Origin of the sequence: Gimesia chilikensis, assembly GCF_008329715.1 — a bacterium.
Lineage (GTDB): Bacteria > Planctomycetota > Planctomycetia > Planctomycetales > Planctomycetaceae > Gimesia > Gimesia chilikensis.
Window position 1 is genome coordinate 537,312 of sequence record NZ_VTSR01000005.1, and the last position, 24,759, is coordinate 562,070.

19 protein-coding genes are annotated in these 24,759 nt (G+C 52.6%); 11 read left to right on the top strand and 8 right to left on the bottom strand.

What is annotated here, in order from left to right:
- Positions 1-105 precede the first annotated feature (105 nt).
- Entirely contained in the window at positions 106-1,140 is a 1,035-nt protein-coding gene (locus tag FYZ48_RS06425; protein WP_149338574.1) for a hypothetical protein, read from the top strand.
- A gap of 59 nt (positions 1,141-1,199) precedes the next feature.
- Here the strand turns inward: FYZ48_RS06425 and FYZ48_RS06430 are convergent, their stop codons facing one another.
- The 4 genes from FYZ48_RS06430 to FYZ48_RS06445 form a co-directional block, all read right to left on the bottom strand.
- Positions 1,200-4,295 carry a sigma 54-interacting transcriptional regulator gene (locus FYZ48_RS06430; protein ID WP_149338576.1) on the bottom strand — a complete coding sequence of 1,032 codons (3,096 nt, stop codon included), beginning with the start codon at positions 4,293-4,295 and terminating at the stop codon, positions 1,200-1,202.
- A gap of 589 nt (positions 4,296-4,884) precedes the next feature.
- Positions 4,885-5,646 carry a class I SAM-dependent methyltransferase gene (locus FYZ48_RS06435; protein ID WP_149338578.1) on the bottom strand — a complete coding sequence of 254 codons (762 nt, stop codon included), beginning with the start codon at positions 5,644-5,646 and terminating at the stop codon, positions 4,885-4,887.
- Positions 5,647-5,742: 96 nt separating this feature from the next.
- Positions 5,743-6,867 carry an alpha/beta hydrolase gene (locus FYZ48_RS06440; protein WP_187781894.1) on the bottom strand — a complete coding sequence of 375 codons (1,125 nt, stop codon included), beginning with the start codon at positions 6,865-6,867 and terminating at the stop codon, positions 5,743-5,745.
- Positions 6,868-7,077: 210 nt separating this feature from the next.
- The gene (locus tag FYZ48_RS06445; protein ID WP_149338582.1) at positions 7,078-7,854 is read right to left on the bottom strand and encodes a CPBP family intramembrane glutamic endopeptidase; all 777 of its coding nucleotides are present in this window, start codon (positions 7,852-7,854) and stop codon (positions 7,078-7,080) included.
- Positions 7,855-8,063: 209 nt separating this feature from the next.
- Between FYZ48_RS06445 and trpC the strand changes: the two genes are divergently transcribed.
- The 9 genes from trpC to FYZ48_RS06490 all read left to right on the top strand — a co-directional run bounded on the left by trpC (position 8,064) and on the right by FYZ48_RS06490 (position 18,715).
- Positions 8,064-8,855 carry an indole-3-glycerol phosphate synthase TrpC gene (trpC, locus tag FYZ48_RS06450; RefSeq protein ID WP_149338584.1) on the top strand — a complete coding sequence of 264 codons (792 nt, stop codon included), beginning with the start codon at positions 8,064-8,066 and terminating at the stop codon, positions 8,853-8,855.
- A gap of 55 nt (positions 8,856-8,910) precedes the next feature.
- A complete protein-coding gene (locus tag FYZ48_RS06455; protein WP_149338586.1) occupies positions 8,911-9,522 on the top strand; it encodes a phosphoesterase in 612 nt (203 codons plus the stop codon).
- Positions 9,523-9,693: 171 nt separating this feature from the next.
- A complete protein-coding gene (locus FYZ48_RS06460; protein ID WP_149338588.1) occupies positions 9,694-10,365 on the top strand; it encodes a type III secretion system chaperone in 672 nt (223 codons plus the stop codon).
- Between the two features lie 196 nt (positions 10,366-10,561).
- Positions 10,562-11,593: a zinc-dependent alcohol dehydrogenase family protein gene (locus FYZ48_RS06465; RefSeq protein ID WP_149338591.1), complete on the top strand. Its 1,032-nt coding sequence runs from the start codon at positions 10,562-10,564 to the stop codon at positions 11,591-11,593.
- 11 nt (positions 11,594-11,604) lie between these two features.
- Positions 11,605-12,762, top strand: coding sequence for a proton-conducting transporter transmembrane domain-containing protein (locus FYZ48_RS06470; RefSeq protein WP_149338593.1), 1,158 nt, complete (start codon positions 11,605-11,607; stop codon positions 12,760-12,762).
- Positions 12,763-13,538: 776 nt separating this feature from the next.
- Positions 13,539-14,630 (top strand): sugar kinase, encoded by a 1,092-nt coding sequence (locus FYZ48_RS06475; protein WP_261344346.1) that lies wholly within the window; start codon positions 13,539-13,541, stop codon positions 14,628-14,630.
- A 44-nt stretch (positions 14,631-14,674) separates the two neighbouring features.
- The gene (locus FYZ48_RS06480) at positions 14,675-16,054 is read left to right on the top strand and encodes a sigma 54-interacting transcriptional regulator (protein ID WP_149338597.1); all 1,380 of its coding nucleotides are present in this window, start codon (positions 14,675-14,677) and stop codon (positions 16,052-16,054) included.
- Between the two features lie 169 nt (positions 16,055-16,223).
- On the top strand, positions 16,224-16,931 hold the full coding sequence (locus FYZ48_RS06485; RefSeq protein WP_187781895.1) for a lysophospholipid acyltransferase family protein: 708 nt from the start codon (positions 16,224-16,226) through the stop codon (positions 16,929-16,931).
- Positions 16,932-17,104: 173 nt separating this feature from the next.
- Positions 17,105-18,715, top strand: coding sequence for an NAD(P)/FAD-dependent oxidoreductase (locus FYZ48_RS06490; protein ID WP_149338601.1), 1,611 nt, complete (start codon positions 17,105-17,107; stop codon positions 18,713-18,715).
- Positions 18,716-18,721: 6 nt separating this feature from the next.
- Here FYZ48_RS06490 and FYZ48_RS06495 read toward each other — a convergent pair whose 3' ends face one another.
- The 3 genes from FYZ48_RS06495 to mtaB form a co-directional block, all read right to left on the bottom strand.
- Complete coding sequence (locus FYZ48_RS06495) at positions 18,722-19,021, bottom strand: hypothetical protein (RefSeq protein WP_149338603.1); 300 nt, start codon at positions 19,019-19,021, stop codon at positions 18,722-18,724.
- Positions 19,022-19,175: 154 nt separating this feature from the next.
- Positions 19,176-19,850, bottom strand: a complete 675-nt coding sequence (locus FYZ48_RS06500) for a thymidylate kinase (RefSeq protein ID WP_149338606.1) — start codon at positions 19,848-19,850, stop codon at positions 19,176-19,178.
- Positions 19,851-19,936: 86 nt separating this feature from the next.
- A complete protein-coding gene (gene mtaB, locus FYZ48_RS06505; RefSeq protein WP_149338608.1) occupies positions 19,937-21,241 on the bottom strand; it encodes a tRNA (N(6)-L-threonylcarbamoyladenosine(37)-C(2))-methylthiotransferase MtaB in 1,305 nt (434 codons plus the stop codon).
- 275 nt (positions 21,242-21,516) lie between these two features.
- Here mtaB and ggt point away from each other — a divergent pair, with 275 nt between their 5' ends.
- Positions 21,517-23,292, top strand: coding sequence for a gamma-glutamyltransferase (gene ggt / locus FYZ48_RS06510; protein WP_149338610.1), 1,776 nt, complete (start codon positions 21,517-21,519; stop codon positions 23,290-23,292).
- 20 nt (positions 23,293-23,312) lie between these two features.
- Here the strand turns inward: ggt and FYZ48_RS06515 are convergent, their stop codons facing one another.
- Positions 23,313-24,470 carry a HEAT repeat domain-containing protein gene (locus FYZ48_RS06515; RefSeq protein ID WP_187781896.1) on the bottom strand — a complete coding sequence of 386 codons (1,158 nt, stop codon included), beginning with the start codon at positions 24,468-24,470 and terminating at the stop codon, positions 23,313-23,315.
- Between the last annotated feature and the right edge of the window lie 289 nt (positions 24,471-24,759).

The window sequence follows — 24,759 nt, forward strand, 5'->3', positions numbered from 1 at the left end:
GAAACCAGATAAATACTACTGAACTGTTGATAACAAGTCTGCTGTACGGTATGTTGAATTGATTCCAATAGAAGCGCACCCCAGATTGAAGCGGGAGAACTGAGTGTGTTTGAAATTGAGCCATCCAGATTTCTGAAGCAAAGTGCCAGACTGCTGTACTGGTGGCGGTTGAGCAGGATGATGGTCGCTGAAAAGCCTGACCCCCGCGTGTTCAAGACGGCTGAATCCTTTCTGGCAGATACTGCGAAAGAGGCCTACGATAATCTGCTCAAGCAAGGCAAACCCGTCTGGGGGAGTCTGGTCCAGGCGAATTCCATGATCTTTGAATGGGGCCAAGATAACCTGCCTGCTTCCTATATCTACTCTCCGGAAGAATACTTTGGGGACAACCCGAACCACCTGCTGGAAATTTCCAACCGCATCTTCGAATTAAAAGGAACGCATACGGGTGATGCTGCCCTGGATGCCCTGGCAAACCGGATTACCGACGAGCGGAAGGACAGTTTTTCCTACCCGGTTCCCTACCAGGTCACCGATGGCCATGAAGTTTACCTGACTTCGGTCATGCTCTTCCGCGAGTCTCTGCCAGAGGGGCGACTGACATCACGTCTGCTGCCTCTACTGGTAGACCCGCCCAACAACGGCCTCGCCCTCCCCCTGCCACTCATGTTCTGGTCGAAGAAAATGATAGGGTACCTGGGACCTGGCATCCGGGGACAAATCAAAGAGGAAATCTGGAAAACGATCTGGCAGACGGAGGTCAGCCCCCCTGAGTTTCAGCCTGCACTGGGAGGCGATCGAGAGATCCATGACGATGAGATCGACTGGCTGATTGAAACACCACCTGTCAAAATCTCAGCGACAGCGCACCATGTTCTCAGAGATCACCTGCTCAGCGCCGGCCATCTGGCCATCGGCGCCATTCTGGTCTTTAAAGAGGAAGACGAGATCGGACTGTCACTGATGAAGCGGGGCGACAACGAACCCTGTGCAAAGTTCATGCTCGAAGATGTAATGTACTGTTTCCCTTCCGGACAGTTTAATGAGCGAGAAGGGGTGAAAATCGATTATCAAAACGGCCCCTTCCAACGGGGGATGATCTTCGAAGAGATCTTCGCGGAAGCCCCGACCTTTCATTGACGCGTGAAAGTGCAATGGCTGTTGCTTGAGAGAAGAGTGTGATACAGGCGGGGTCGAAATCAGCCAATACCGTATTTTTTCAGCTTGCTGTAATACGTACTGCGGGGCATCCCCAGCATGCGGGCAGCCTGGGCTTTATTACCATCACATTCCGCCAGCGCCTGCTTGAGTTGTTCCGGCTCGGAAAGCTGACGATCCGCCTGGCTCTCTGTGCCCGGGAAAGAGATCACCTCCACATCAGATAACGGGATACGTCTCGATGGCTCAGATCGGACCTGTTTGGTTTCGATAACCCGCACCGGCATCCGCCTGTTTCCACTGACGAGATCTGCAGGCAAATCTTTCAACGTAATGACTTCTTCTTCAGCCAGCACGACCGCGCGCTCAATCACGTTTTCCAGCTGTCTGATATTACCCGGCCAGTCAGCACGCTCCAGCGCTTCGATGGCATCGGGGTCGATATGTGAAATGCGTTTTCCCAGACGATGTGCGGTGCGTTTCAGGAAGTAGAATGCCAGTTCAAAAATGTCATCCCGTCGTTCGCGAAGTGGAGGCAGGGTAATGCTGATCACATTCAGACGATAGTATAAATCCTCACGGAACAGTCCCTCGGCAATTCGCTGTTCGAGGTTCTGGTGCGTCGCGGTAATCAGCCGCACATCCACGTGCAGTGTTTCCGATCCCCCCACCCGTTCGAAGGCACGCTCCTGCAGAACCCGCAGCAGCTTGACCTGGGTATCGAGTGAAATATCTCCGATTTCATCGAGGAACAGAGTCCCCCCATTCGCCATTTCAAATCGGCCGACACGGTCTTCATGCGCCCCGGTAAACGCCCCTTTCACATGGCCGAACAGTTCGCTTTCCAGCAGACTGGGCGACAATGCCGCACAGTTCACCCGCACCAGCGGCTTCTCGTGACGCGAACTGTTTTCGTGAACCGCTTGAGCCAGGAGTTCTTTCCCGGTTCCGCTCTCGCCGCGAATCAGAACCGTCGATTCCGAATTGGCAACCTTACGCACGGTCTCCATCACCTGACGGATCGCCGGGCTGTTCCCCTTAATCAACCCCCGCTGCACAGCATGCGGTTCACTCCGTTCGGCAATTTCCTGCGAACTGGTTAACTCGGACTGCAATACAGAGACCAGTCGCCGTTGATCGTCGATTTTTTCTACCTTGATCCGCATCTCTTCATTGAGACGTCTGAGGTCCTGGTGAATCTTGGTACTGTGTAAAGCGATACTGGTGATCTGCCCCATGGCGTTCAGGAACGTCAGGTCTTCTGCAGAATAAGCACTGCCGGCAGTTCTCTGTCCCAGGGCCACGAAACCGGCAAACTCTCCATCCAACTCAAGATTATAAATGAAATCGAAGCCGATCAGCCGCAGCAGTTGCTGAGCGGGGGACGCCTCTTTCAACAGACCTGTCGCGACCCGCTGGAAGGCAAGCTCTTCTTCAAGGATTTCCAGTAGTTCCGCATTACAGGGAACCGTCGAGGGAGAATTCTCAATGTGAAACCCGGTCAACAGATCAAATTGCGTATGCTCCGGATTCAACAGGTAGATGGCTGCACTTTTAACCTGAAGCACCTCGCGGCAGGAGGTGAGCATGCGGTCGGCAATCGAACGCTGATCCCCCAGGCGACCGACGGCGCGATTCATACGCTTCAGTGCTTTATCAAGCTGATATTTCTGACGGAAGAAACGCCTGTCGATGAGCCGTTGCACGCGGTCGCGCGACCAGAGCAACAGTGAGATCGCAAACAGCATTACCAGAAAGACGGAGATCGCCTGATTGGTGCTCGGCGTGCGATTCAACTGCGTTCCATAGAGCGACCCCAGGGAAATCACGGTCGCATACACAATTGAGATCCCCGCACTGACGACATAGAACAGCATCCCGCGGCTGATAATCTGATCGATCAGCATCAACCGGTACCGAATGATGCCCACAACGAACGCAGCCATGAAGGAGACACTGGCCAGGAACATCGGAATCCCAGCGCCCCCCAGGGCGAACTGGGTCCGGTTAAATTCCGCCAGATAAAGTGAGTACCCCACGGGAATAATCGAGATCAACCCTGCCCAGGCAATCCATTTCAGCTGATTCCGCTCATAAGGATTCTGGCTCTTGAAATAATTATTGAGCAGCGCGCCCAGCGTCATCAGATAATAGATACCAGCCACACTGATATAACTGTAAACAGCCCAGCGCAGGACCGAAACCACCTGAAACACGAGCGGGGAATAATCCTGATTAGCCAGTTCCACGGAACCATCGCTGATGTGTGAGGTCAGACGCAGATAAATCAGACAGGCCAGGATCAGGGTGCAGGTCGCGACGGGCACGGAATATATGGCACGCAAAAGACCAATGGGATATTGGGACAACCAGGGAATGGATCTTGGATACGTAATAAAGAAGTGGAGCGTAATCGCAGGCACCAGAACGGCCGCCAGGACAAACGGAATATTCAACGCCAGGGCACCGGCGATAATCCACCAGTTATAACCACCGATAAAAGCGACGAGGGTGATGATCCCCATCACAAAGAAGATTCGTGTGGTCCGGTCGAAGGGCCGCATCCAGTAGGCAAAAGCCCCGATCGCCAGAATGATCAGTTCCAGCGAAAACCAGAGCAATGAGATCGCGACATCACCCGATGGAATCGCCTGAATCTGAACCCACGCCGACTTCAGTGTATAGGTCGGTGGACTATCGGCGTTATCAGTGCGGCTGTAAAACTCGACATTGATAAACCGGTTGCCCTCCATTTCCACCATATAGGGCACATCATGTTCCGTGGGATCGGCCTGCGGACGAAGATGACCACCGGGAGGAAGCTTCATGTCGCGCAGTTTGCTGAGAACCTGAGAGAAATCGAGGAACGTCCGAATCGGATACTCGCCGATCTTCGTGAGAATGTCACCCGGTTTCGGAGGCGAAAAGGCCCCTTCCTTCTTGATGCTGGGAGTCGCTTTGATTTCGATCCCGTCAGGTCCCTCTTCCCCTGACTCAGACTGGACGCTATCCAGCATCGCCCGCAGACGCAGGTCTGGGCTGGTTGTAACGAAGCCTAATACGATCACACTATATACGACAGCCAGAATGCCGCCGGTGAAGAGAATAGCGCGTTCTTTGAATCCATGCTTTTTCATTTTGAGCGATTTCCAACAAGGGTGCGCCGGCTAGACATCAATGTCGATACATGTGTTGAACCAGTTTTTAGCGCCGAAATGTTCGGCGCTGAATGAAATCTGCTGACAACAATAGAGCATTTCGGCGCCGAAATTTCAAGTCTGGGTGTCGAAACCTGATAAAATAGAGGTTTTACAATCCCTCAACCCACTCAAAATAGATAAAAATGAAGCGCCATCCAAGAATTCACTCCAGTTTTCGCACTTTTTTGACGGTATTTTCGACCTTCCTCTAATACAACACACTTTTGGCATGTCATCTGCATTAAGTTTTTATTAGAAAGTTGTTCGGCAACCGTGAAACGGAGTTTCTGGTTCTTTGGAACCCGGTTTTGCCTTCAGCTTTCTGAACCCAGCCTGGCCCTTAAGAAGGAATCTGGTCTGGACGGACATTATCCAGAAGGTCCCCCTGATTTGCGAGTTCTGACCCAGCAAGCTCATCAGTTTCTGTGAAGTGTATAATCTACGATATCCCGTCCACAATTCACCGCCTTCTTAAGGGCTTTCTTTATGCGCCGCGCAACACTCCCATCGGCGTTTACACTCCCGATCAGGCAAACTGCCCCAGATACACATTAGTATCGTATTCAAACCGCACCTTGCCTGCTGTCTGATGAGCTTCGAAGATTACTTCCAGCTGACTCAGCATTTCGTCGTACCCGGCATCCCCCTGATTGGGACAGTAAGACGACGAGAGCACTCGCCCCGTCAACGCGGGCAGATCGAAGATCTGTTCATTCTGAAATGTAAATTTGCTGAATGAGTCAGGAGCAAAAAAGTGGGCAAAATCTTCATCCGTAATTCGGGTGTGATTCACATCCTGGTAATCGGTGGCGTATTCGAGCAGCAAAGCTTCATATGCCCGCAGAAAGGGCGTTGTATCAGTTCTGCGTTCATTCCAGATCAGAGCCCCCCAGCCTCCCGGTTTCAGAATCCGCTGAAACTCCTGCCTGGCACGTTGCTGGTCAAACCAGTGAAAGGCCTGCCCTGCGACGACAATATCAAACTTCCCTGTCGGCAGACTGGTCTCTTCAGCCGTTCCGTTGATACTGTGAAAGTTCTGATAAGCCCCGAGCAGTCGTTCCGCCGCCGACCGCATCTCGGCATTCGGCTCAACACCATAAACGGTATTATGGTGCTCCAGGAAAAGTTGAGAGGAAATCCCGGTGCCCGATCCGATGTCGGCAATCAGGGATTCGGGGGTAAGACCACAGTTTGTCTTCAAGCAGTCCAGAACCGCTTCCGGGTAACTCGGTCGGTATTTAACATAATTTTCAACGCGATCAGAGAAGCGACTGGTACTGTCTTTCATGATACAGGCTCCGGCACTCAGCAGTTTGTATGTCGTAGGGAACTTCATAAATAGTGATGAAGCTGACACTGCCGATTATACCTGAACCAGGCACTGTCACAGACTGGCGGACCTGACTTTTCTGATTTCCGGCGGTTCTTTGTCAAATGCCCAGTACTGGTGCCCCTGAAATTCCCGGGAGACCAGCCATTTGCGCTGGGTTGCGGAACTGTTCTGCTTCAACACCGCAAACAGATCGCTCAAGACGGCCCGATTACTGCCATAATAGGAATGGCTCATGAAACTGGTGTCGACCGCGGACACATCTATGGTCTCGACGCCTTCCATAATTAAAGGCTCGCGGGAGTCACCTGCCCTGCGTTCCTGATTGACTGCTTCGGAAGCCACCAGCGCCACATCCCCCGACCCGGAATAGAGGGTGACCCGACCAGACTGTTCGATAATCGCGGGTGCCAGCTTCCGGAATTCGCTCACGCCCACATCGGGTGCCGCCAGCACTACATTCTGGAAGGGCTTGGTTTCCGCAAAATTATCGGGCAGGCGATTCATGGCCCGCATCACAACACGGTTCCCCATGCTGTGCACCACAATATTGATTTTCGTTCCCTGGGGAACTGATTTCACCATTGTTTCCAGGAACTGCGCCATCGGCTCTACACTGGCCTGGGCAACCTGACCATCCAGTAGATACTTCTCGACGCCACCCTGCGAAGGCCAGCTGTAACAGACTACTGCTCCATTAAAGGGCAGTTCATTAGCAATTTGTGCCGCCCGCTGCACCGCGCTGGGGAAATTGACATTAAACCCGTGTACGAACAACAGCACATCTTTCTGAGGAGACTTAGCAATCAGCGTGTTCAATTCCTCAAAGAAATTCACCTCGGGGACCGCGGAGAGACTGTTGATCTCAACCTGTCCATCCGGTGCCGGCGATCCCTGCCAGATGGTTTGGATCACTTTTGATTTCAGATCGCTGTGATTCTTACGTGAGATCTGCACCTCACTGGATCCATACTGCAGACTCCGGTCAAATTCATTGGTGTAGCCGATCTTTCCCTCTGGATTCCGTTCCTGGGACCGGTTCGTCGCATACAGAACTTTCCAGTTGGTGTATTCATCAGTCTGCCGGGCTGCGACCGGATCTTTGAGAGACTCTGCATACGAGTCTACCAGCTGTTGTGAGAGCGCACCGGTCACTTTGCCTGTGTAAACCAGATCCATTTTGGATTTCATGGTCGCACAGGAGAGACAAAGACACGCGCATAGACAGAAACAGGCTCCGGAACGGAGTAGTGGGGTTTTCATTTCGGAGATCTCCGAAAGGGAAGGGAGGTTTGAGAGAGAGGCGGGAAGCATAGCGAATTTCCTCAATCAGGTGAACCCCAAAAACACCTGTCCACATAAATGCTCCCAAATTCGGCTCAAATCTCCTTAGCCTGGCAGTTCATCACCGGCCAGAGCAAGGGCGAAATTGATCGCATTAAACAGCGCATGCATGAACACATTGGCAATGTAACTTCGCCGGTAGTAATAGAGCGTCCCCAGCAGAAACGCAAGCGGAAACAGAGGGATCGAGTCCGGAAACCCATGTACCAGGCTGAAAATCAAGGAACTGACGACGATCGCCCGCAACGGAGTCAGAAAGCCCTCCAGCCAGCTCTGTAACAGCACACGATAGAGGAGTTCTTCAAACAGGGGAGCCACCACGATCGCCGACAGAAAAACCCAGCCAATCGCGACCACACCCGGAGCGGACCGCAATAACTGTAACAGTGGGTGCAGTGTTTCCTCCGAACGGAAAGGATGTGTGGCCACCAGCAGTAGAATGACGGGCACCAGGGCCAGCAGAAACCCGAGTGCACCGTCCCGCAGTTGTGTGGGGATCTGATCCAGCCGAAATCCAAGTTGTGCCAACGATTTCCAACTGACCATCGTCAGAATCAGCAGCAGGATCCCTGTCAGCGCGAGTAAAATCAAACAGGACTGGATAATCTGGTTCAGCTCCAGCGGCGCAGGCGGTGGTGGATTCAACGATACAACCACCTGATAGCATATCCAGAGCAACGCCAGCAGAACCGGCGGCGACAACTCGGATGTGGTCCGCTCGGGATTCAACTCGAAGACCGGCGTCAGACTTTGCGCCTTGATAATGAGAAACCAATAACGGATGCTCACCAGGGTCAGCAGCAAGAGTAAAAATTGTAACACGATGGGAACCAAAGGGGAGCTCCTGGTTCGCTGGAATTCAATGACATCAGGGGAGTTATGAGACCATCGTGGTGATCCCCGATCGGAATTACAAGTGGAATCATGATCGCTTTCCTCGACTCTGTGGTACTTCCGCGTCCGGGGAGTTATGCTACGGAGACAGAATCGACAATCAGTGCCCCTGCAACCATAGGTAGCCAGATAAATCCGTGAGCAACATTCTCGAAGAAATCATCCAACACAAACAGGGCGAAGTCAGCCAGGCTAAAATTCGCGTGCCCGCTGCAGCGCTGGTCGATCAGTTATCAACGGCGCCTCCCATACGTGATTTTGTTGCATCCCTGCGAAACCACGGCCCTGTCGGAATGATCGCTGAGGTAAAAAAAGCCTCTCCCTCTGCCGGAATTATTCGGGATGATTTTCATCCGGTTGAAATTGCACTGACCTATGAACGGTTCGGAGCAGCCTGTCTGAGTGTCTTGACCGACGAGAACTATTTCCAGGGGCACCTCGATTACCTTAAGGCGGTTCGTGCTGCCGTCACGATTCCCGTCATGCGAAAAGAGTTCATCATCGATCGCTACCAGATCCTGGAAGCACGCGTCGCGGGCGCGGATTGCGTCCTCTTGATCGCCGAGTGCCTGGATGATACGCAGCTGCATGATCTGTACGGCTATGCCCAGGAGCTGGGAATGCAGGCTCTGGTCGAAATCTATGAACCCGACAACCTTGATCGGGTCCTGAAACTCAACCCACCCATGCTGGGGATCAACAACCGCAACCTGAAAACATTCGTCACCAGCCTGGATCACTCCATTGAACTCAGCCCCCGTCTGCCGGAAGACTGTCTGTTGATCAGTGAGAGTGGCATTCGGAACCGCGACGACGTCCTGCGACTGCAGGAGGCCGGCGTGCGAGGCATTCTGGTAGGCGAAACACTCATGCGCTCACCGGAAATCGGCGACAAAGTCTGCGAACTGCTGGGGCGCTCAGCTTCCTGACGCAACGAATTTTCAATCAAAGTCAACCTGTTCACATAGCATAGAAGGATCAGCGATGTCAGATACCGAACAACAAGTGGAACACGTCATGGTCGTCCCCACACTCCTTTTCCACGAGGTCGGTCATTTTCAGGGATTCAACGATCAGGTCGAACCGTACATGAAAACCCTCTTCGACCCGAATTACATCAGCTTTCGCCCCCGCGACACGGTTGAAGAAGATCCCAGCTTCAAACAGCTGATTCCCTACTGCATTTTCCGGCACGAGGGGAAGATCTTCTACTATACCCGTGGCTCCAAAGGGGGAGAATCGCGTCTGCACAGTAAGCGGTCAATTGGCATCGGCGGCCATATTTCACTGGAAGACGACGCCAAAGCCGGTTCCACCTACCGCGAGGGGATGCAGCGGGAACTGGACGAAGAAGTCTCCATGGATACCACCTTCACGGAACGCTGTGTCGGACTGATTAATGACGACGAAACCGAGGTCGGAAAGGTCCACTTGGGAATAGTTCACATTTTTGACCTGGAGTTGCCCAAAGTTCTACCCCGTGAAGAGTCGATTATAGAGACAGGGTTTGACTCACCGGAAAAACTGTTACAAGAGTTAGATCAGTTCGAAACATGGTCACAGATCTGCCTCAAAGGCTTATTTGATCTAAATTAACTCAATTCGGCAGAATCTGCCGCTGAGAACCATGCTTCCGACCCAGGGATGACGAACTCATCCCTGACTGTCTCAGGCAACGCCAGACAGTCGCCGGTCAACCTGCAGATGGAACGCAGGTAGACAAGCGTAAACACAAGAGCAATGAAGTGACAAAGGAGTGTCTTCAAAATGAAAATCACGTTACGCGGATGGATCGTCGTGGGCTGTTTTCTGGCTGTCTTATCGGCCATGGCCATTCTGGGAGTTGGTGCTCACGCGCAGCAGCCTGCTGCCTCTAGTGCACCCGCTGAAAAAGCCAGCGGAGAAAAGCTCCCCGGCCAGATCTCAGAAGATCAGCTGGGCAACCTGCTGAAAGCCATGGGTCTGCAAGTTACCAAAACCAAGAAACGCTATGACTTTCAGTTCAAAGCCAATCAGAACAAAGAAGAATGGGAACTCTCCATGTCTGCTGTTCTGAGTGAAAATGGCGAATGGGTCTGGGTCATGGCCTGGCTGGATCCGCTGCCCCGCAGTGCTGCCGATGTTCCGCGGACCGCCATGTTGCGTCTGCTGTCTGACAACGACCGCATGGGCAACGGCAAATTCTTTGCTTACATCTCCAGCAACCGTCGGTTTGTTCTGCAGCGGGTGATCCCCAACCAGCACATGACCACCAAGAAATTCCATGAAATTCTGAGCGACCTGGGCAGCAGCGTCGTGCAGTACTATCCTCACTGGTCAACTGACAACTGGAAGCGTTCCAGCACGCCAGAACCACAGGGTACCGCACAGAAACCCGCCGCACAGCCTACCCAGTCGGCTTCAGGCGTTTCTAAATTCAACGCGACCCGTCAGAATTAATCATTCTGCATCAGCTGTCATTCAGGTTGATCCAATTTTGAAGATCCGCAGCAATCCTTGTCACACAGTCCGTGACAAGGATTGTTTTTGTTCGGACCGATTTCCGATCGCGCACTGCGACACTGCTTGATCGGATTGAGTTCGACCTGTTAAACTTTCTCTGCAGTGATATTTTCTGATAGTGAAAGAACAGTCCATGCGCGTGATTCGCTTTGAGCAATTTGGAGAACCGGCTGACGTCCTCAAAGTCTGTGAGTCGGAAGAACCGGTTGCCCGAGCGGGAGAAGTACTGGTCCGCATGCTGGCCAGTCCCGTCAATCCCTCTGACCTGCTCAACATCAGAGGCGGCTATTCCACGCGCCCTGCCCTACCCGCTGTGCCGGGCTTTGAAGGAGTTGGCATCGTAGAGGCCAGCGGCGGTGGCTTACGGGGAAGTATCCTCAAAGGCAAGCGGGTCGTTGTCCTGAATCGCCAGACAGGAAACTGGGCGGACAAAGTGGCCCTTTCCAGTCAGTTTGTGATTCCTGTCTCCGGGAAACTGACTGTAGACCAGGCGGCGACTTTTTTTGTCAATCCAGCCACCGCCTATGTCCTGGTCAAACAAGTACTCAAGATTCCTGCAGGAGAATGGCTGATCCAGACGGCAGCTGCATCCGCAGTCGGCAGAATGATCATTCGACTCGGACAGCTCGAAGGATTCAAAACACTCAACGTGGTTCGTCGCCAGGAACAGGCTGCGGAATTAAAAGCACTGGGAGCGCAACATGTCATTGTGTTTAATGCGGCACATGATGACGAGCGGATTCTGATAGACCAGATCAGAAAACTGACCGGGAAACAGACTCTCCGTTATGCCATTGATCCGGTAGGAGGGAAAACCGCTTCAGCTCTGGTCAAAGTTCTGGGGGAACGTTCCCGGCTGATAGTCTTCGGCTCACTGGACGACGCGCCGTTAAACTTCTTCTCGCGTGACCTGATTCGTACGGGCGCCAGTATCGAAGGATTCTGGCTCGCACGACATATGGAGAGTCTTTCACTCCCCGCTAAGATCAGACTCGTTTCAAAATTGACCGGATTGATCCGACAGGGAGTCCTGTCCACCGAAATCAGTGCCCGCTATCCTCTGGATCAAATCGTAGAAGCCGTCGGGGATGCCGAACGTCAGGGGACTTCTGGAAAAGTTCTGCTCACAATGCCCGCCGCCGATGGAAGCACTCGACATGATTGATCTCTGTTCCCATGCTCAATGATCTTCTTTTTTTAGCACTTGGGTTTGAGCTCATTCTGCTGTGCAACAGCGGTTTGACACTCACGCAAATACCTCAGCTCAATCGCCCTCTGGCTGCGCGGTTGATGCTGAAATCATCGTTGCCTTTAACGCTGATACTGCTCTCGGGCATCCTCCTGTTAATCGCAGTGGTTGACTCCACGCGACTCACAGACATCCATAGCTACCTGAATACAATCTCTCCCAGACCGGGCGCGTCAGGCAATCACTTACTGCCAGCACTGGGAATCCTGTTGACGTTATTCGGCTGCATCTTCCGCATGGGAGCCATTCCGATTCACTTTCGACAACAGGAACTCAGAACCGAAATTCCCTGCTGGATCTCCTCTACAACCTTACTGATCCCCCTCACTGCGGGCCTCAGTTTTCTGATCTTGATCGGTTCACAAATCGGCGTTGTCGAGTCTCCTTTGCTGGAACAGATTTTTTACTATTGCGCCCTGATCACACTAACCGTCTCATCCGGGCTCCTGCTCGTCGAAAAACAATTGCGCGGGCTGTTCGATCTGCTTCTCATCCAGACCACAGGCGTCTTTCTGGCGCTGCTGTCTGCTGTCTGCTGGAGGTGGAGACATGCCTCTGAGAATCCGGAGTCAGGCTCGATTCTGCAGGCGATCCAGGAATATGCACCGGAGCTCTTGTTCTCCTATCTCACTCTGGCAGGCCTGGCATTTCTGATTGATGCACTGGCACAGCAGGGCACAAAGATTCGCACGCCAGAACAATTGAGGGGGCTGTTTGCCGATCAGCGTCTGGCCGGTATCGCTGCGGTACTGCTGCTGCTAACCCTGGCCGGATTTCCTGCGCTGGCGGTGTTCCGACTGAAGTGGCAGACCTTGATCTTGCTGCTCGAAATCCATCAGCCCTCTATGACAGGCACAATGGCCACTCTGCACGCCGGCTATCTGGGTCTGGCGGTCGTTCTTGCCATCTCTTCCGCGTTGACTGCCTTTGTCTGTATCAGGTTACTGATCCAGGTCTGTTTGGCGCAGCCGCTGACGAGGCACAGACAGCGGTCGCATCGTGGCATGCTCATCGCCTGCTATTGTTGTCTCATTGGGTCTTTAATCTTCAGCGTGAAGGTAATGCTGAATATTCAGGGAGGATAACAGACAATATAGATGTCTGTTTAATTGTCGTCCGAGTCAACTTTGTAGACAAAGACATGTCCACAGTGAGGACACTCGACAGAACAACCCAGACGTCGGGACTGAAATTCCATTGATGTCAGTCTGCCCGATTCGTTCATTCCATATTTGAATTCAATTTTCTGGTCGCAGTCCGGGCAGACCACTTCCGTTTCCTTTGGCTCCATTTGCTCGCTTTCCAGGGTTCAACATCTGATTTAAAGGAGCAATCTATTTTTGCCCGGTGAGCATGTCAAAACGAACGATGCAGCTGAGATCAAATAATTGCCCAGATCAGGCGAAAGCCTCCTTATGAATCAGGAGTCGCGGATACAATGGGATTTTTGTCCAGATGTTTTGACGCTTCAAAGAGGAGACAAACTTGCACAAAAACAGCGGGGCGGCAGTTCCATGCAGGCAACCCCGTCCATCTCCATCTCTGTCCCTGAACGGGCTAGACGAAACTGCCGCCACCTGTATTCTGTGTATTGTTCAAGTCTGAAGTCATGAAATGATTCTAAATCAGGGGTGTGACAACTGTTTGGCACACCATGACATATTTTCAGGAATAAATCAAGAATCATCTTTCGCCCACAAACATCATTTCAGGGATTCTCCTCAGATGCTCCCGATAATCGATTCGCCGCAGACACACTTCGTTTCTTATGCCAAGCTGGAATGATTTGATCAGTCAGGGTAAGCTGAACGACGTGTCTTTTCCCCCGTCAGAATATTATAAATCAACTCAAAGGTGTGCCGTGCGAGTCGTTACTTTAGGTGAGGTCATGTTGAGGTTGGCGCCTCAAAATCATTTGCGGGTCAGGCAGTCCATCCCAGGCCTTCTGGAATCAACCTTTGGTGGCGGTGAACTGAATGTCGCCATCTCCGTCGCTTTCCAGGGAGGTACATCTGCTTTTGCCACCGCCTCCCCGGACAATCCAATTACGGATGCCCTCGTACAGGAGATGCAGAAACTGGGCGTCGATTCCAGCCTGATTCACCGGACGTCTCAAGGGCGGTTCGGGATCTACTTTGTGGAAACGGGAGCCAACCAGCGTGGAGGCACTGTCACCTATGATCGTGAATTCAGCTCCATCGCCCAGGCTACAGAAGAAACATTTGACTGGGACCGGGTATTTGAAGGAGCAACCTGGTTTCATATCACTGGAATTACGCCCGCCATCAGTGAATCTGCGGCTCGTCTCACCGAAAGAGCCTTACAGGAAGCCCGCAAACGGAACATCACGGTCTCCTGTGATCTCAACTTTCGCAAAAAACTCTGGAACTGGAAACCAGGTACGGCCCCGGTTGAACTGGCCAAGGCCACAATGCAGTCACTGGCTCCCTTGATCGATGTAATCATCGCGAACGAAGAAGATGCAGATCTCTCGCTGGGGATCAGGGCTCCTGAAACCGATGTGGAATCCGGCTCACTCAACATTGAAGGTTATATCGCCGTCGCGAAAGAGATCACGACTCAATACCCCAATGTCAAACAGGTTGCGATTACTCTGCGGGAAAGTATCTCTGCCAGCCACAATAACTGGGGAGCGATGCTCTACGATCAAAGCCAACAGCGGGCTGAGTTTGCTCCCTGTGACACAGAGGGAAATTATTCCAGCTATGAGATCCGAAATATTGTCGATCGCGTCGGAGCCGGCGATTCATTCGCGGGTGCCCTGATCTTTGCGTTGAACACACCGGAACTGTCTGCACCGGAAACCGCCATTCGCTATGCAGTCGCCGCGAGTTGCCTGAAACACAGTATCCAAGGTGATTTTAACTATTCGACACGATCAGAAATTGAAGCGTTAATGCGCGGCGGTGGATCGGGACGCGTACAGCGTTAAGGGCCTGATTTATCAACTCGAAGGTTACAGAGGAGGCGGACAGCATGAACCGCAGTTCGGGACGCCGTACGCGTCTGGAGACTCGCCTGAACGCGCTCCAGACTCCTCTGTTTCTAATCGACGCGACTCGGGTCATCCTGTTCTTCAATCAGGGCTGTGAGCGCATTGTAGAGTGGCCAGCAGAAGAAATATTGGGACAGACCTGTGATTATGCAGTCGATACTGATCCAGAAGAGTGTGAGTCCGTCTGCAATCTGCTCTGCCCCCCTCCCGAAGTGTTTGAAGGGACGCGGAGTGAAGTTCCCCGTTACCTGCTGACCCGCAGTGGTAAAACCATTCCCTGCGTGATTCGCTACACTCCGCTGCTGGATGATCAGAACCGAACCCGTCTGGTACTGGGTACAATCGATCCCATTGATGAGCCTCACAAACTCCGCTCTGCAACTGCCTCCCAACAGTTGCATGCTGAACTGGCCGCGCTGCGCCTGTCGCTCCGAAATCGCTTTCGCTTTTCCACGGTCATAGCCAGAAATCCCGCCATGCAGCGCGTGCTGCGACAACTCGAACTCGCATCTCATACCAGGGAGCCCGTCCATTTCCAGGGAGAAGTCGGAACCGGTAAGGAACATCTGGCCCGTGCCCTGCACTTTGAAAGTGAGCAGCGCCGTAAAATCTTTGTTCCCTTAAACTGTAAAAAGCTGCCTCCCCGCGAACTGAAACAGACCGTTAAGAAAGTCTTCGAAAAGGATCTGGATGAATCCATGCCCCTCGAACCGGGGGTGCTCTTCCTGGATGAAGTCGATCATCTCTCGCGCGATATCCAGGAAATCATCCTTGAGAACTTTCAGACGAAATCCCAGGCTCAGACAGTCCGCCTGATGACAGCCTGTTCCTCTCCCCTGAATGAACTTTTCGAACAGGAACAACTGCTCCCCGAGTTTTTCTTTCTGATCAGCACACTGCAGATTCAAGTGCCTGCCCTCCGGGAACGGAGAGAAGATCTCGATCTGCTGGCGCAGCATTTTCTGGAGAATGAAAATCGCTACCAGCAGAAACAGGTTAGTGGATTTGCACCGGGAGTACTTTCACTGTTCCACGACTACTTCTGGCCTGCCAACCTGGACGAACTGGCACAGGTAATTCAGTCAGCCTTTCAGTCGACTCCGGAAACCCTGATCACCCGGGACTCACTTCCCCTGCGCCTGTTAACGGGGATGGATGCCCGCTCGCTGGGACCGGCCCTGCCCCCTCTCATCAAACCGCTGGAACAGACTCTGCAGGAAGTAGAGAAAGATCAGATCCAGCAGGCACTCGAGCAGACAAAACATAATCGTACGGAAGCGGCCCGCTTGCTCGGTTTGACCAGGGCAAAACTGTACCGACGCATCGAAGCCCTGGGAATCCCCCTCGATCCTGACGCGTGAGTTCCTGTCCGACGCGAAATTCGCTTAAAAACAGGCAATCTGCGCAAAGTGGCTACCGGTTATTCTGAAATCACGCCTCCTGCAGAAATTGGGATTTGCGCAGATGCGAACATCATTACAATTCCCTCAGCCACTACCCGTCTGGTCAAGATCCTGCAGGAGTAATCGATTGAAAATCAAGAGTCCCGCTCTGTTGAGCCTGGTTAATAATCTGGTCGTCTTCGTCTTACGTATGATAACCAAAACAACGCGTTTTGAATTTGTTGATGATGGTCTGAAACGTTGTCCCTTTGCTGATACGGGATCGGTACGTTTCCTGTACAGCGTCTGGCACGATTCTGTCATTCCGCCTATCTTTGGTGCCCGTGGCCATCAGTCGGTCGCCTTAATCAGCCAGCATCGGGATGCAGATACAATCGAAGCCATGCTCAAAGCAGCAGGCATGGGCGCCATTCGAGGCTCTACTTCAAGGGGCGGTGCCTCTGCAGTCAAGAAGTTACTCACAGAGGCTGAAGGAAAGCATATCGTCATCACCCCTGATGGACCTCGAGGCCCGCATCACAAAATGAAAGCAGGAATCGTTTTCCTGGCATCTCATTCCGGACGTCCCGTGGTTCCCACCGCATTTACAGCCTCCCGGTATTGGGAATTAAAGGGTAGCTGGACCAATATCTTAATCCCTAAACCGTTCTGCAAAATCTACTTCTTGATCGGACACCCGATCCACATCCCGGAAAACCTGTCCCGCGAGGAACTGAAATACTATACAGAGCTCGTGCAGGAAAAAATGGATGATCTCGAGCGCAAGACTAAGCTGGTGCACACAGAAAAAGTTTCACTGGCAGACGAATCCACGCCCCTGAAAAAAGCTGCCTGAATCAGGCATAATGAGAATCTGGGCAAAGTTTTTTGCCCTTTTCTGCCGGTTTCAAAGTGACAAAATTGCATTCGCTCACCCCAGCGGTATAACATGTCGAATTGCTCCGGGCGATCTCAAGTCGGGCGATCTCAAATCGCATAACGCGCCCATTCGATTTCGGTTATTGATCTATGTCACTCAAAGTTACCAACATTCGTCTCCCCGTCGAGATTCCCGAGGAAGAACTGGCTCACGAGCTGGCTCTGAAACTCGGAGTCGGCGACGATGACCTGCAGAGTTTTCGGATTCTGAGAAAGAGTCTGGATGCCCGCTCGCGCCATGACCTGTGCTTTGTGTATTCTGCCGAGGTCAATGTCGCCGACGAAGCAAGCCTGCTGAAACATCTCCGCGAAGATCTTTCCGTTCAGGCATTTACCGAAAGCACCTTTTTCGACCCGGAGAACGGATCGACTCCCCTGGAAGAGCGGCCTGTCGTCGTCGGCTCAGGTCCTGCAGGACTCCTGGCAGGTTACTATCTGGCGTGTAAGGGATATCGACCACTGATCATTGAACGTGGGTTTCCCGTAAAAGAGCGCGTCCCCGAAATCAGGCGATTCGATAAGGGAGCCGACTTCCATCACGAAAACAACTACCTCTTCGGTGAAGGAGGCGCGGGCTGTTTCAGTGATGGCAAGCTGACCTGCCGTTTGACGGGACCAGACGTGCAATGGGTTCTGGAGCGGTTTGTTGAGTGTGGTGCGCGGCCCTCAATTGTCTACGAACATCGCCCCCACCTGGGCAGCAACAAGCTTCCCATGATCTGTCGAAACTTCCGCCGCAAGATTGACGCCCTGGGAGGCGAGTTCCGTTTCGAATGTCGGCTGGAAGACATTGATGTCAAGGATGGTCAGGTGCAGGGCATCATGACCTCTTCCGGGTACATCAAAACCGGACAGGTCATTCTCGGCATCGGCCACAGTGCCCGCGACACATACCAGATGCTCTATGATCTGGGCGTTCCCCTGTTCCGTAAAGCGTTTCAACTGGGCCTGCGCATCGAACAGCCGCAGGAACAGGTCAATGAGCACAAGTACGGTCGAGACGAATATCTGTCTCTCCTGGGCGCGGCCGACTATACCATGATCACCAAAGGCAAACGTGATCTGTATACCTTCTGCATGTGCGCCGGGGGAATTGTGATGCCCAGTGTCTCGGAACCGGGTATGTTCTGCACCAACGGCATGAGCAATTCACGGCATGACACCGGGTTTGCCAACAGTGGGATCATGACCACGATTTATCCGGAAGAATTCGGTAGCGAACACCCCCTGGCCGGCGTTGAGCTGCAACGAAAGTACGAAGCGGCCGCTTATCAGATTGGACAGCAAAACTACTACTGTCCGATTCAGCGCGCTGAAGATTTTCTCAATCACAAACAAACTGATGCCAGCTTTCAATACGCGGGTACCTATCGTCGCGGCGTTGTCCCCACCGACCTGCATCAGGTGCTGCCTCCGCTGGTACTTAACCAGATTGAGAACGGACTGCCTGTGATGGATAAAAAATGGCGCGGTCTGTTTCTGAAAAATGCGGTGCTGGTTGGCCCTGAGATGCGCGGCAGCTCGCCCGTTCGCATTGACCGCGATCGCGATACCTGTCAGGCACCAGGATTCAAAGGGCTCTATCCCGTAGGAGAGGGGGCCGGCTATGCAGGGGGCATCGTCTCAGCCGCCGTCGATGGTTTACTAAGTGCCCGCAAACTGGTTGAGGAGTTCTCACCTCTCACCGCGCCCGTCAACTGAAGTGATTCAGTTCCCGTCGATAATTCCTTCAATCGAATTTTCGATGGCTTCCAGGTATTCATCCAGTTTTGTGAACAGTTCCTGGGTAAATTGATCGCTCTTCAGCAAATCAGCTGCCTGGTTACGGACACTGATATCTTCTATCCGACGTTTTTCCACGCCTTCCGGTAGCACACGAACCATACGGATTAATTGCTGATTTTTCGGGAGGAATCCCAGCTCCAGATGATCTGCGAGTTCTGCAGTCAGACGTTCCGTATCGGAAAACATCTCCCGCAAGGTGAGTTGGCTCAGGTCGCGCTTCACAATTCCCATCTCCCTTCCAAAGATCAAAGAATACTGATATTAGACAGGCTGAGTCAGGAAAGGGTCAAGAGTATTTTAAGTTCAGCTTTGATTAAGATTGAATCAATCAACGCTGCTGTTCATGCAGGCGCTGAACAAACCGCTGAAGCAGGCATTACCGTGCCAGCAGACGTGTCAGATGCGACCAGATTTCAGTGCCAATGTCGTCAATGGAACGCTGCTGGCCTTCCTGCAGACATTCGATTTTGTCCCAGTGCTCGTTCGCCTCTGCGAGTTGCAGATAAACATCTCGGACCTGGGCCAGATAGGATTGATCCGACTCATGCAGATCAGTGACCTGATCGGTATAAGACCGCGCCTGCTTTTCTGCCACCATTTTCTGTGCATAATCGGCAGGCAGATCCAGCAGGATTGCCTGATCCAGACGAGGCATCTGGTAGATCACGTATTCAATCTGCTCAATCCAGTAAATAAATTCGATGCGTTCATCCCCGGAAAGTTTGGCCCCCTGGTGGGCAATATTGGATGGAATGTAGCGATCAAAGATGACTACCTCGCTGTCCTCTATCGTCTTCTGGATAAACCCGCGTGATTCAAAACGGTCACCCGCATATAGCAATGATGCGAGGAAAGGATGGACTGCATCTAATGCTCCGAAGCGGCCGTTCAGAAAATCGCCAATCGATTTCCCGAACAGGGTCTCAGAGTATCGTGGAAAACCAATCAGACTCGAGCTGATGCCCTCTGCCTGACACTTTTCATGCAGACGTGCGGCCTGAGTCCCTTTTCCCGAACCATCGATGCCTTCAATCGCAATTAATACGGCCACTCAACTTCTTTCTTTTCAATCGGATCGGACAGGGATATTACCAGCCAGTATGACTGCAGCAACAAAGCTCTGTCTGTCACAATGAATCAGATGCGGTCAGCTTCGAGGTACTCACGGTGATCCTGAGTACCACGGGCGATCACAAACTTACCAAGATCCGCACTGGAGCCCGGGCAAACCACAGGGGCATACCAGCGATCGGTACCTCGCACCCAGCCGGGACGCTCTTCGCATTCACGTTCTACCAGAACTTCCAGTTCCTGATCAATGAGTGTGCGATAAAATTTTTGTGCTAAATCCCGTTCCAGTTCCGCGAGTTGCTGGCAACGTTCCTGCCGCACTTCGGCAGGGACCTGATCCTCATAGGTGGCAGCAGGTGTCCCTTTGCGGGCACTGAAAGGGAAGACGTGGATCTTCATGAACTCAGCGTCTTCACAGGCACGCAGTGTTTCTGCAAATTCTTCATCGGTTTCACCGGGAAAGCCGACAATCACATCAGTCGTAAAGGAAGGATGATTCAGTCGTTCCCGCATCATCTGCAGTTTTTCCAGAAACCGACTCACGTAGTAGCGGCGTTTCATACGTCTCAGAACGGTATCGGAACCACTCTGCAGTGAAGGATGAAACTGGGGACAGAGGTGTTCACAGTCAGCGGCTGCAGAAATAAAATCATCGTGGATTTCAGCAGCCTCAACACTCGAGAGCCGCATCCGCCAGTCGCCGGGAATCTGGTCCAGCTTGCGAAACAGATGCCAGAGTCGGAAGGGCGCCTTACCCGATTTGCCTCGCGTCGTATCCACACCAAAGTGGCCGACGTGAATTCCCGTCAGCACGATTTCCTTGAAACCGTTTCCGACCAGCCGCCGGACTTCCTCTTCGATATCCTCCGGGGAACGACTCTGCAGTCCGGGACGTACCTGGGGAATGATGCAATACGTACACCGCAGGATACAACCATCCTGCACCTTCACATAAGCCCGTTTGCGACCTTCGAACTCGGAGATGCCGGTCGGCATGTCGACAATCCCGTGACGTTCCAGGATATCGGGAAGCTCACGTTTATCCGTAACGACTTCAAATACACCCGGCAATTCGGAAACGGTCTTCGGATCTCGGGTGGCATAACAGCCCATCACGAGAATCTTGGTACCGGGATTATTTTTAGAGAGCTGACGAATCAGCTTGCGCCCCTTCGAGTCGCCCGTCGCGGTGACGGTGCAGGTATTTACAACACACAGGTCGGCCGTTTCATTCTCGCCTGCTTCGCGATAACCGTTCTTCTCCAGCGCCTCTTTTACGAGTTGGGTCTCATACTGATTTACTTTACAGCCCAGCGTGACGAGCTGGCATGTCTTCTCTGCTGGAGGCGTTTCGAGTCTGGTGAGTGTCATGGTATTGCGACTGTGTTTGTTAACGGTTTGTTGCGGATGTCGATGCGGTGTCAGACAGCCGGGAATAGAATCATCTGAGGAAGCGGAAAACGGGTTTCAACAGGAAAACAGGGTAGCTGCACATCTGGAAAGATTTTCCGGCTTTCACTCTGGAAATCATTCAACACTGGTCGCATAGTATAATCAGAGTTCTGACAGACTTCGAGCGGCAATAGAAGTTTGTCTCTCCTGATTGACACATTTTTGCATCCCAGATTAGACCCCGAGGGCAGAACATGCTGTTGAAACTTATTAAGTGTAAACCACTATTAAATAACGTGTTGTGCATCTTAATCTCCAGTTTAATCCTCTTCAGCCCTCAAGCGGGTCGCGCAGCGGAACCTGCTGCCCCTACCGACGAAAAAGTATATGAACAGGCAGTAGTCGCCGCCGATCATCCCCTGGCGAGTGCCGCCGGGCTCGCCATTCTCAAAGCAGGCGGCAACGTCGTCGACGCCGCTGTGGCCACATCCTTCGCTCTGACTGTTCTCCGCCCGGCCAGCTGTGGTCTGGGGGGCGGCGGTTTCATGGTAATCTGGAATGCCAAAGATCAAAAGGCAACTGTGATCGACTACAGAGAACGGGCTCCCGCAGCTGCCACGCCTGATATGTACGCCGAGCTGCCAGGAACTGACAAACAGCGTCAGCTGGCCAGCCGCCAGGGACCTCTGGCAGTCGCAGTCCCCTGCACTGTCGCCGGATTGAGTTATGCTGTCAAAGAATACGGAACACTGGATCTGAAAACAGTGATGCTCCCCGCGATTCAACTGGCCCGACGTGGGGTTCCAATCAACGAACATATGCGTTCTGTCCAGAAAGGCATGCTGGCCCGTATCAAAAACGGAACCCTCAATCCGGATGAATTCAAGACGCTGGTCGATGACTACCTGAATCACGGCAAACCCTGGAAAGAAGATGCCCGTTTTTTCAGTCCGCAATTGAAGACTCTGGAACTCATCGCCGAATACGGGCATGACGGCTTTTATCGAGGGGCTGTCGCTGAAGCGATGGTTGCCGCCTGTGGTAAATCGGCCGGCGGGATCCTGACGCTGGAAGACCTGAAAGCAACCCAACCCATTATTCGCAAACCACTGTCGACCAACTTCGATGGCTATCAGATTCTGACGATGCCCCCTCCGTCGAGCGGAGGGATCGCCATCATCGAATCCTTCAATATGATCAAAGCGCTCGAGCAGCAGACACTAAAACACCCCTTCGGGAAACTGAAGTTCCACTCCCCGGAGGAAATTCACCTGCTGACGGAAGTCATGAAACATGCTTTTGCCGACCGAGCAGAGTACCTGGGTGATGCCGACTTTGTCCCCGTTCCCATCGAACGGCTGACCAGCGGCACCTATGCCAGCGAACTGGCTCGTCGTATTGATCCGCAGCAGACAAAATCCATGAAAGATTACGGCCGCTACATTCCGCCCCAGGATGGAGGGACCAGCCATTTCTCAGTGATGGATGCCCAGGGAAACGCGGTCGCCTGCACCGAAACGATCAACCTGACCTTCGGCAGTTATGTCGTCATTCCCAAATACGGAATCGTCATGAACAATGAGATGGACGATTTCGCTGCCATCTCCGGCAAACCGAATGCCTTTGGTTTGATTCAGGGAAAAGCCAACGAAATCGAACCCGGCAAGAAACCGCTTTCGAGCATGTCCCCCACGATCGCCGTCAAAGATGGAAAAGCGGTCTTTTCCGCTGGTGCCTCCGGTGGCCCGCGCATCATCTCCAGCACACTGCAAGTGCTGTTGAACATGATTGTGTTCGGCATGACGCCGACTCAAGCCGTTGATGCGCCACGCATCCACCATCAATGGGTTCCCGAAGATCTCCTTCTGGAACCTGAGCTGTTTGGTGAGGTGGGTGAAAAGCTCAAAGGGTTTGGACACTCTACGAAAAAGAGCTCCAGTCTAGCCGCCTCCCAGGCCGTTTCCCGTCAGTCAGATGGCCTGCGGGGACACAGTGACCCACGTAAACACGGCGCTGCTGCCGGGTATTAAAGACCTCTAGAAAAAGCGGATTACTTACCGGCTAATTTCTTTTCGATCTTAGTCTGGGTACGCAGCAGCTGCTCTTTCACCACATCATTCTCTTCGGTTTCTGCACGCTCCTGCAGCGCAGCAATTGCTTCTGCAGTTCCAACCGACTGCAGAATATTACAGGCCTCGATGCGCAGTGAAGAATCGGGATCATTCAAGAGTTGAAGCACCGGCTTTTCGGCGATTTCCCCCATGATCTGCAGGGCTCTTCGAGCATCCCTCCGGTCTTCCCGATCGGACAGTCGGCCCACAAGGACTTCAGCCATGGTCTGCGAATGAATATTCGGTAGCAGTTTGATAATTTTCTCTCGGACTAGAAAATCTTTTTCTTGTTCCAGCAGTTCTGCAAATTCACGTGTGGCACCATCCGTGTACCAGACTGCCATCGCATTCACATGCTCGGGCATCCGGAAACCTTCCTTGGCCAGAGGCAGAGTTGCGGCGAGAATTGACGACACTCGCTGCAGGTCCTGGGGATCAGGATCCATTTTGGCCAGTTTTTTACAGGCGGTGTCATGGGCGAACGAACTGGTCCCCGCAATCACACGCAGCGCCCAGTCGATTGTCTCTTCGCCTGGTCTGGGTTTTAAATCGCGGTCCGTGCCGACTTCACTTTTGGGAATTACGGTTTTCTCAGGTGCGCTACCAATCGTCGGTACATTTCCATTGGCTTGCATGTTTTTCAGCGACTCAGAATTCGCAGAAACTTTGAAGTCTGAATTCATTCCAGTATTTCCGGCCTGGACGTTCTGCGCGAGTACCTTCAGTTGAGGTAATTCTGTATCGACAGTGATGATTCGTTTTTGAATGTCGATCTCTTTGATCGCCCCACATTTCAACTTCTGAGCAAATGCAAACAGATCTGCAGGAGCTGGCCGCATAATCAACACCAGTTGCTTATCAATCAGGTGTTGTTCCAGTTGAATTGGCTTCGCACTGCCAGGCTGCTGATTTCCCACAACCGGAGCAAGCGTTTGTATAATCAAGGGCATCGCTTCGGGCATGTTATCACTAATGCCGCGCACGATCACAGCGACTCCCGGATTCTGTGCATCGAGGGTGTACTTACTCGTCTCTGCGATGAGATCAACCTGGGAAGAGCCCGTTCCGGAAGCGGGTGACTGCGCTCCCGGTTGCATCGTTGTCGTTTCTGACTTTGAGCTTGTTACCTGCGTCCCATTTCTCTCATCGCTCGACAATGCGTTACTCGATGTCGACCTTGGAGGCGACTGTTGTACAGAACGGGAGCGTGACGAGGAAGTGCTCTTATTACTCGAAGGCGCAAATGGATTGGAACTCACGCGCCGCTGCTCAGGCGAATTGGAACTGCCGCATCCACTGAAGCACAGTGTTCCGGTGAGAAGTACTACCAGTAAAGTTGTTTTCTGAGTTGTAACCAGCATGGCGTATCGGTTCTGTTGATGAGGA

What these genes read in the sequence shown, in the direction of transcription:
- FYZ48_RS06430 (WP_149338576.1), bottom strand. Translation starts at nt 4,295, where the DNA reads ATGAAAAAGCATGGATTCAAAGAACGCGCTATTCTCTTCACCGGCGGC.
- FYZ48_RS06435 (WP_149338578.1), bottom strand. Translation starts at nt 5,646, where the DNA reads ATGAAAGACAGTACCAGTCGCTTCTCTGATCGCGTTGAAAATTATGTT.
- FYZ48_RS06440 (WP_187781894.1), bottom strand. Translation starts at nt 6,867, where the DNA reads ATGGATCTGGTTTACACAGGCAAAGTGACCGGTGCGCTCTCACAACAG.
- FYZ48_RS06455 (WP_149338586.1), top strand. Translation starts at nt 8,911, where the DNA reads ATGTCAGATACCGAACAACAAGTGGAACACGTCATGGTCGTCCCCACA.
- FYZ48_RS06460 (WP_149338588.1), top strand. Translation starts at nt 9,694, where the DNA reads ATGAAAATCACGTTACGCGGATGGATCGTCGTGGGCTGTTTTCTGGCT.
- FYZ48_RS06465 (WP_149338591.1), top strand. Translation starts at nt 10,562, where the DNA reads ATGCGCGTGATTCGCTTTGAGCAATTTGGAGAACCGGCTGACGTCCTC.
- FYZ48_RS06470 (WP_149338593.1), top strand. Translation starts at nt 11,605, where the DNA reads ATGCTCAATGATCTTCTTTTTTTAGCACTTGGGTTTGAGCTCATTCTG.
- FYZ48_RS06480 (WP_149338597.1), top strand. Translation starts at nt 14,675, where the DNA reads ATGAACCGCAGTTCGGGACGCCGTACGCGTCTGGAGACTCGCCTGAAC.
- FYZ48_RS06490 (WP_149338601.1), top strand. Translation starts at nt 17,105, where the DNA reads ATGTCACTCAAAGTTACCAACATTCGTCTCCCCGTCGAGATTCCCGAG.
- mtaB (WP_149338608.1), bottom strand. Translation starts at nt 21,241, where the DNA reads ATGACACTCACCAGACTCGAAACGCCTCCAGCAGAGAAGACATGCCAG.
- ggt (WP_149338610.1), top strand. Translation starts at nt 21,517, where the DNA reads ATGCTGTTGAAACTTATTAAGTGTAAACCACTATTAAATAACGTGTTG.
- FYZ48_RS06515 (WP_187781896.1), bottom strand. Translation starts at nt 24,470, where the DNA reads ATGCAACCGGGAGCGCAGTCACCCGCTTCCGGAACGGGCTCTTCCCAG.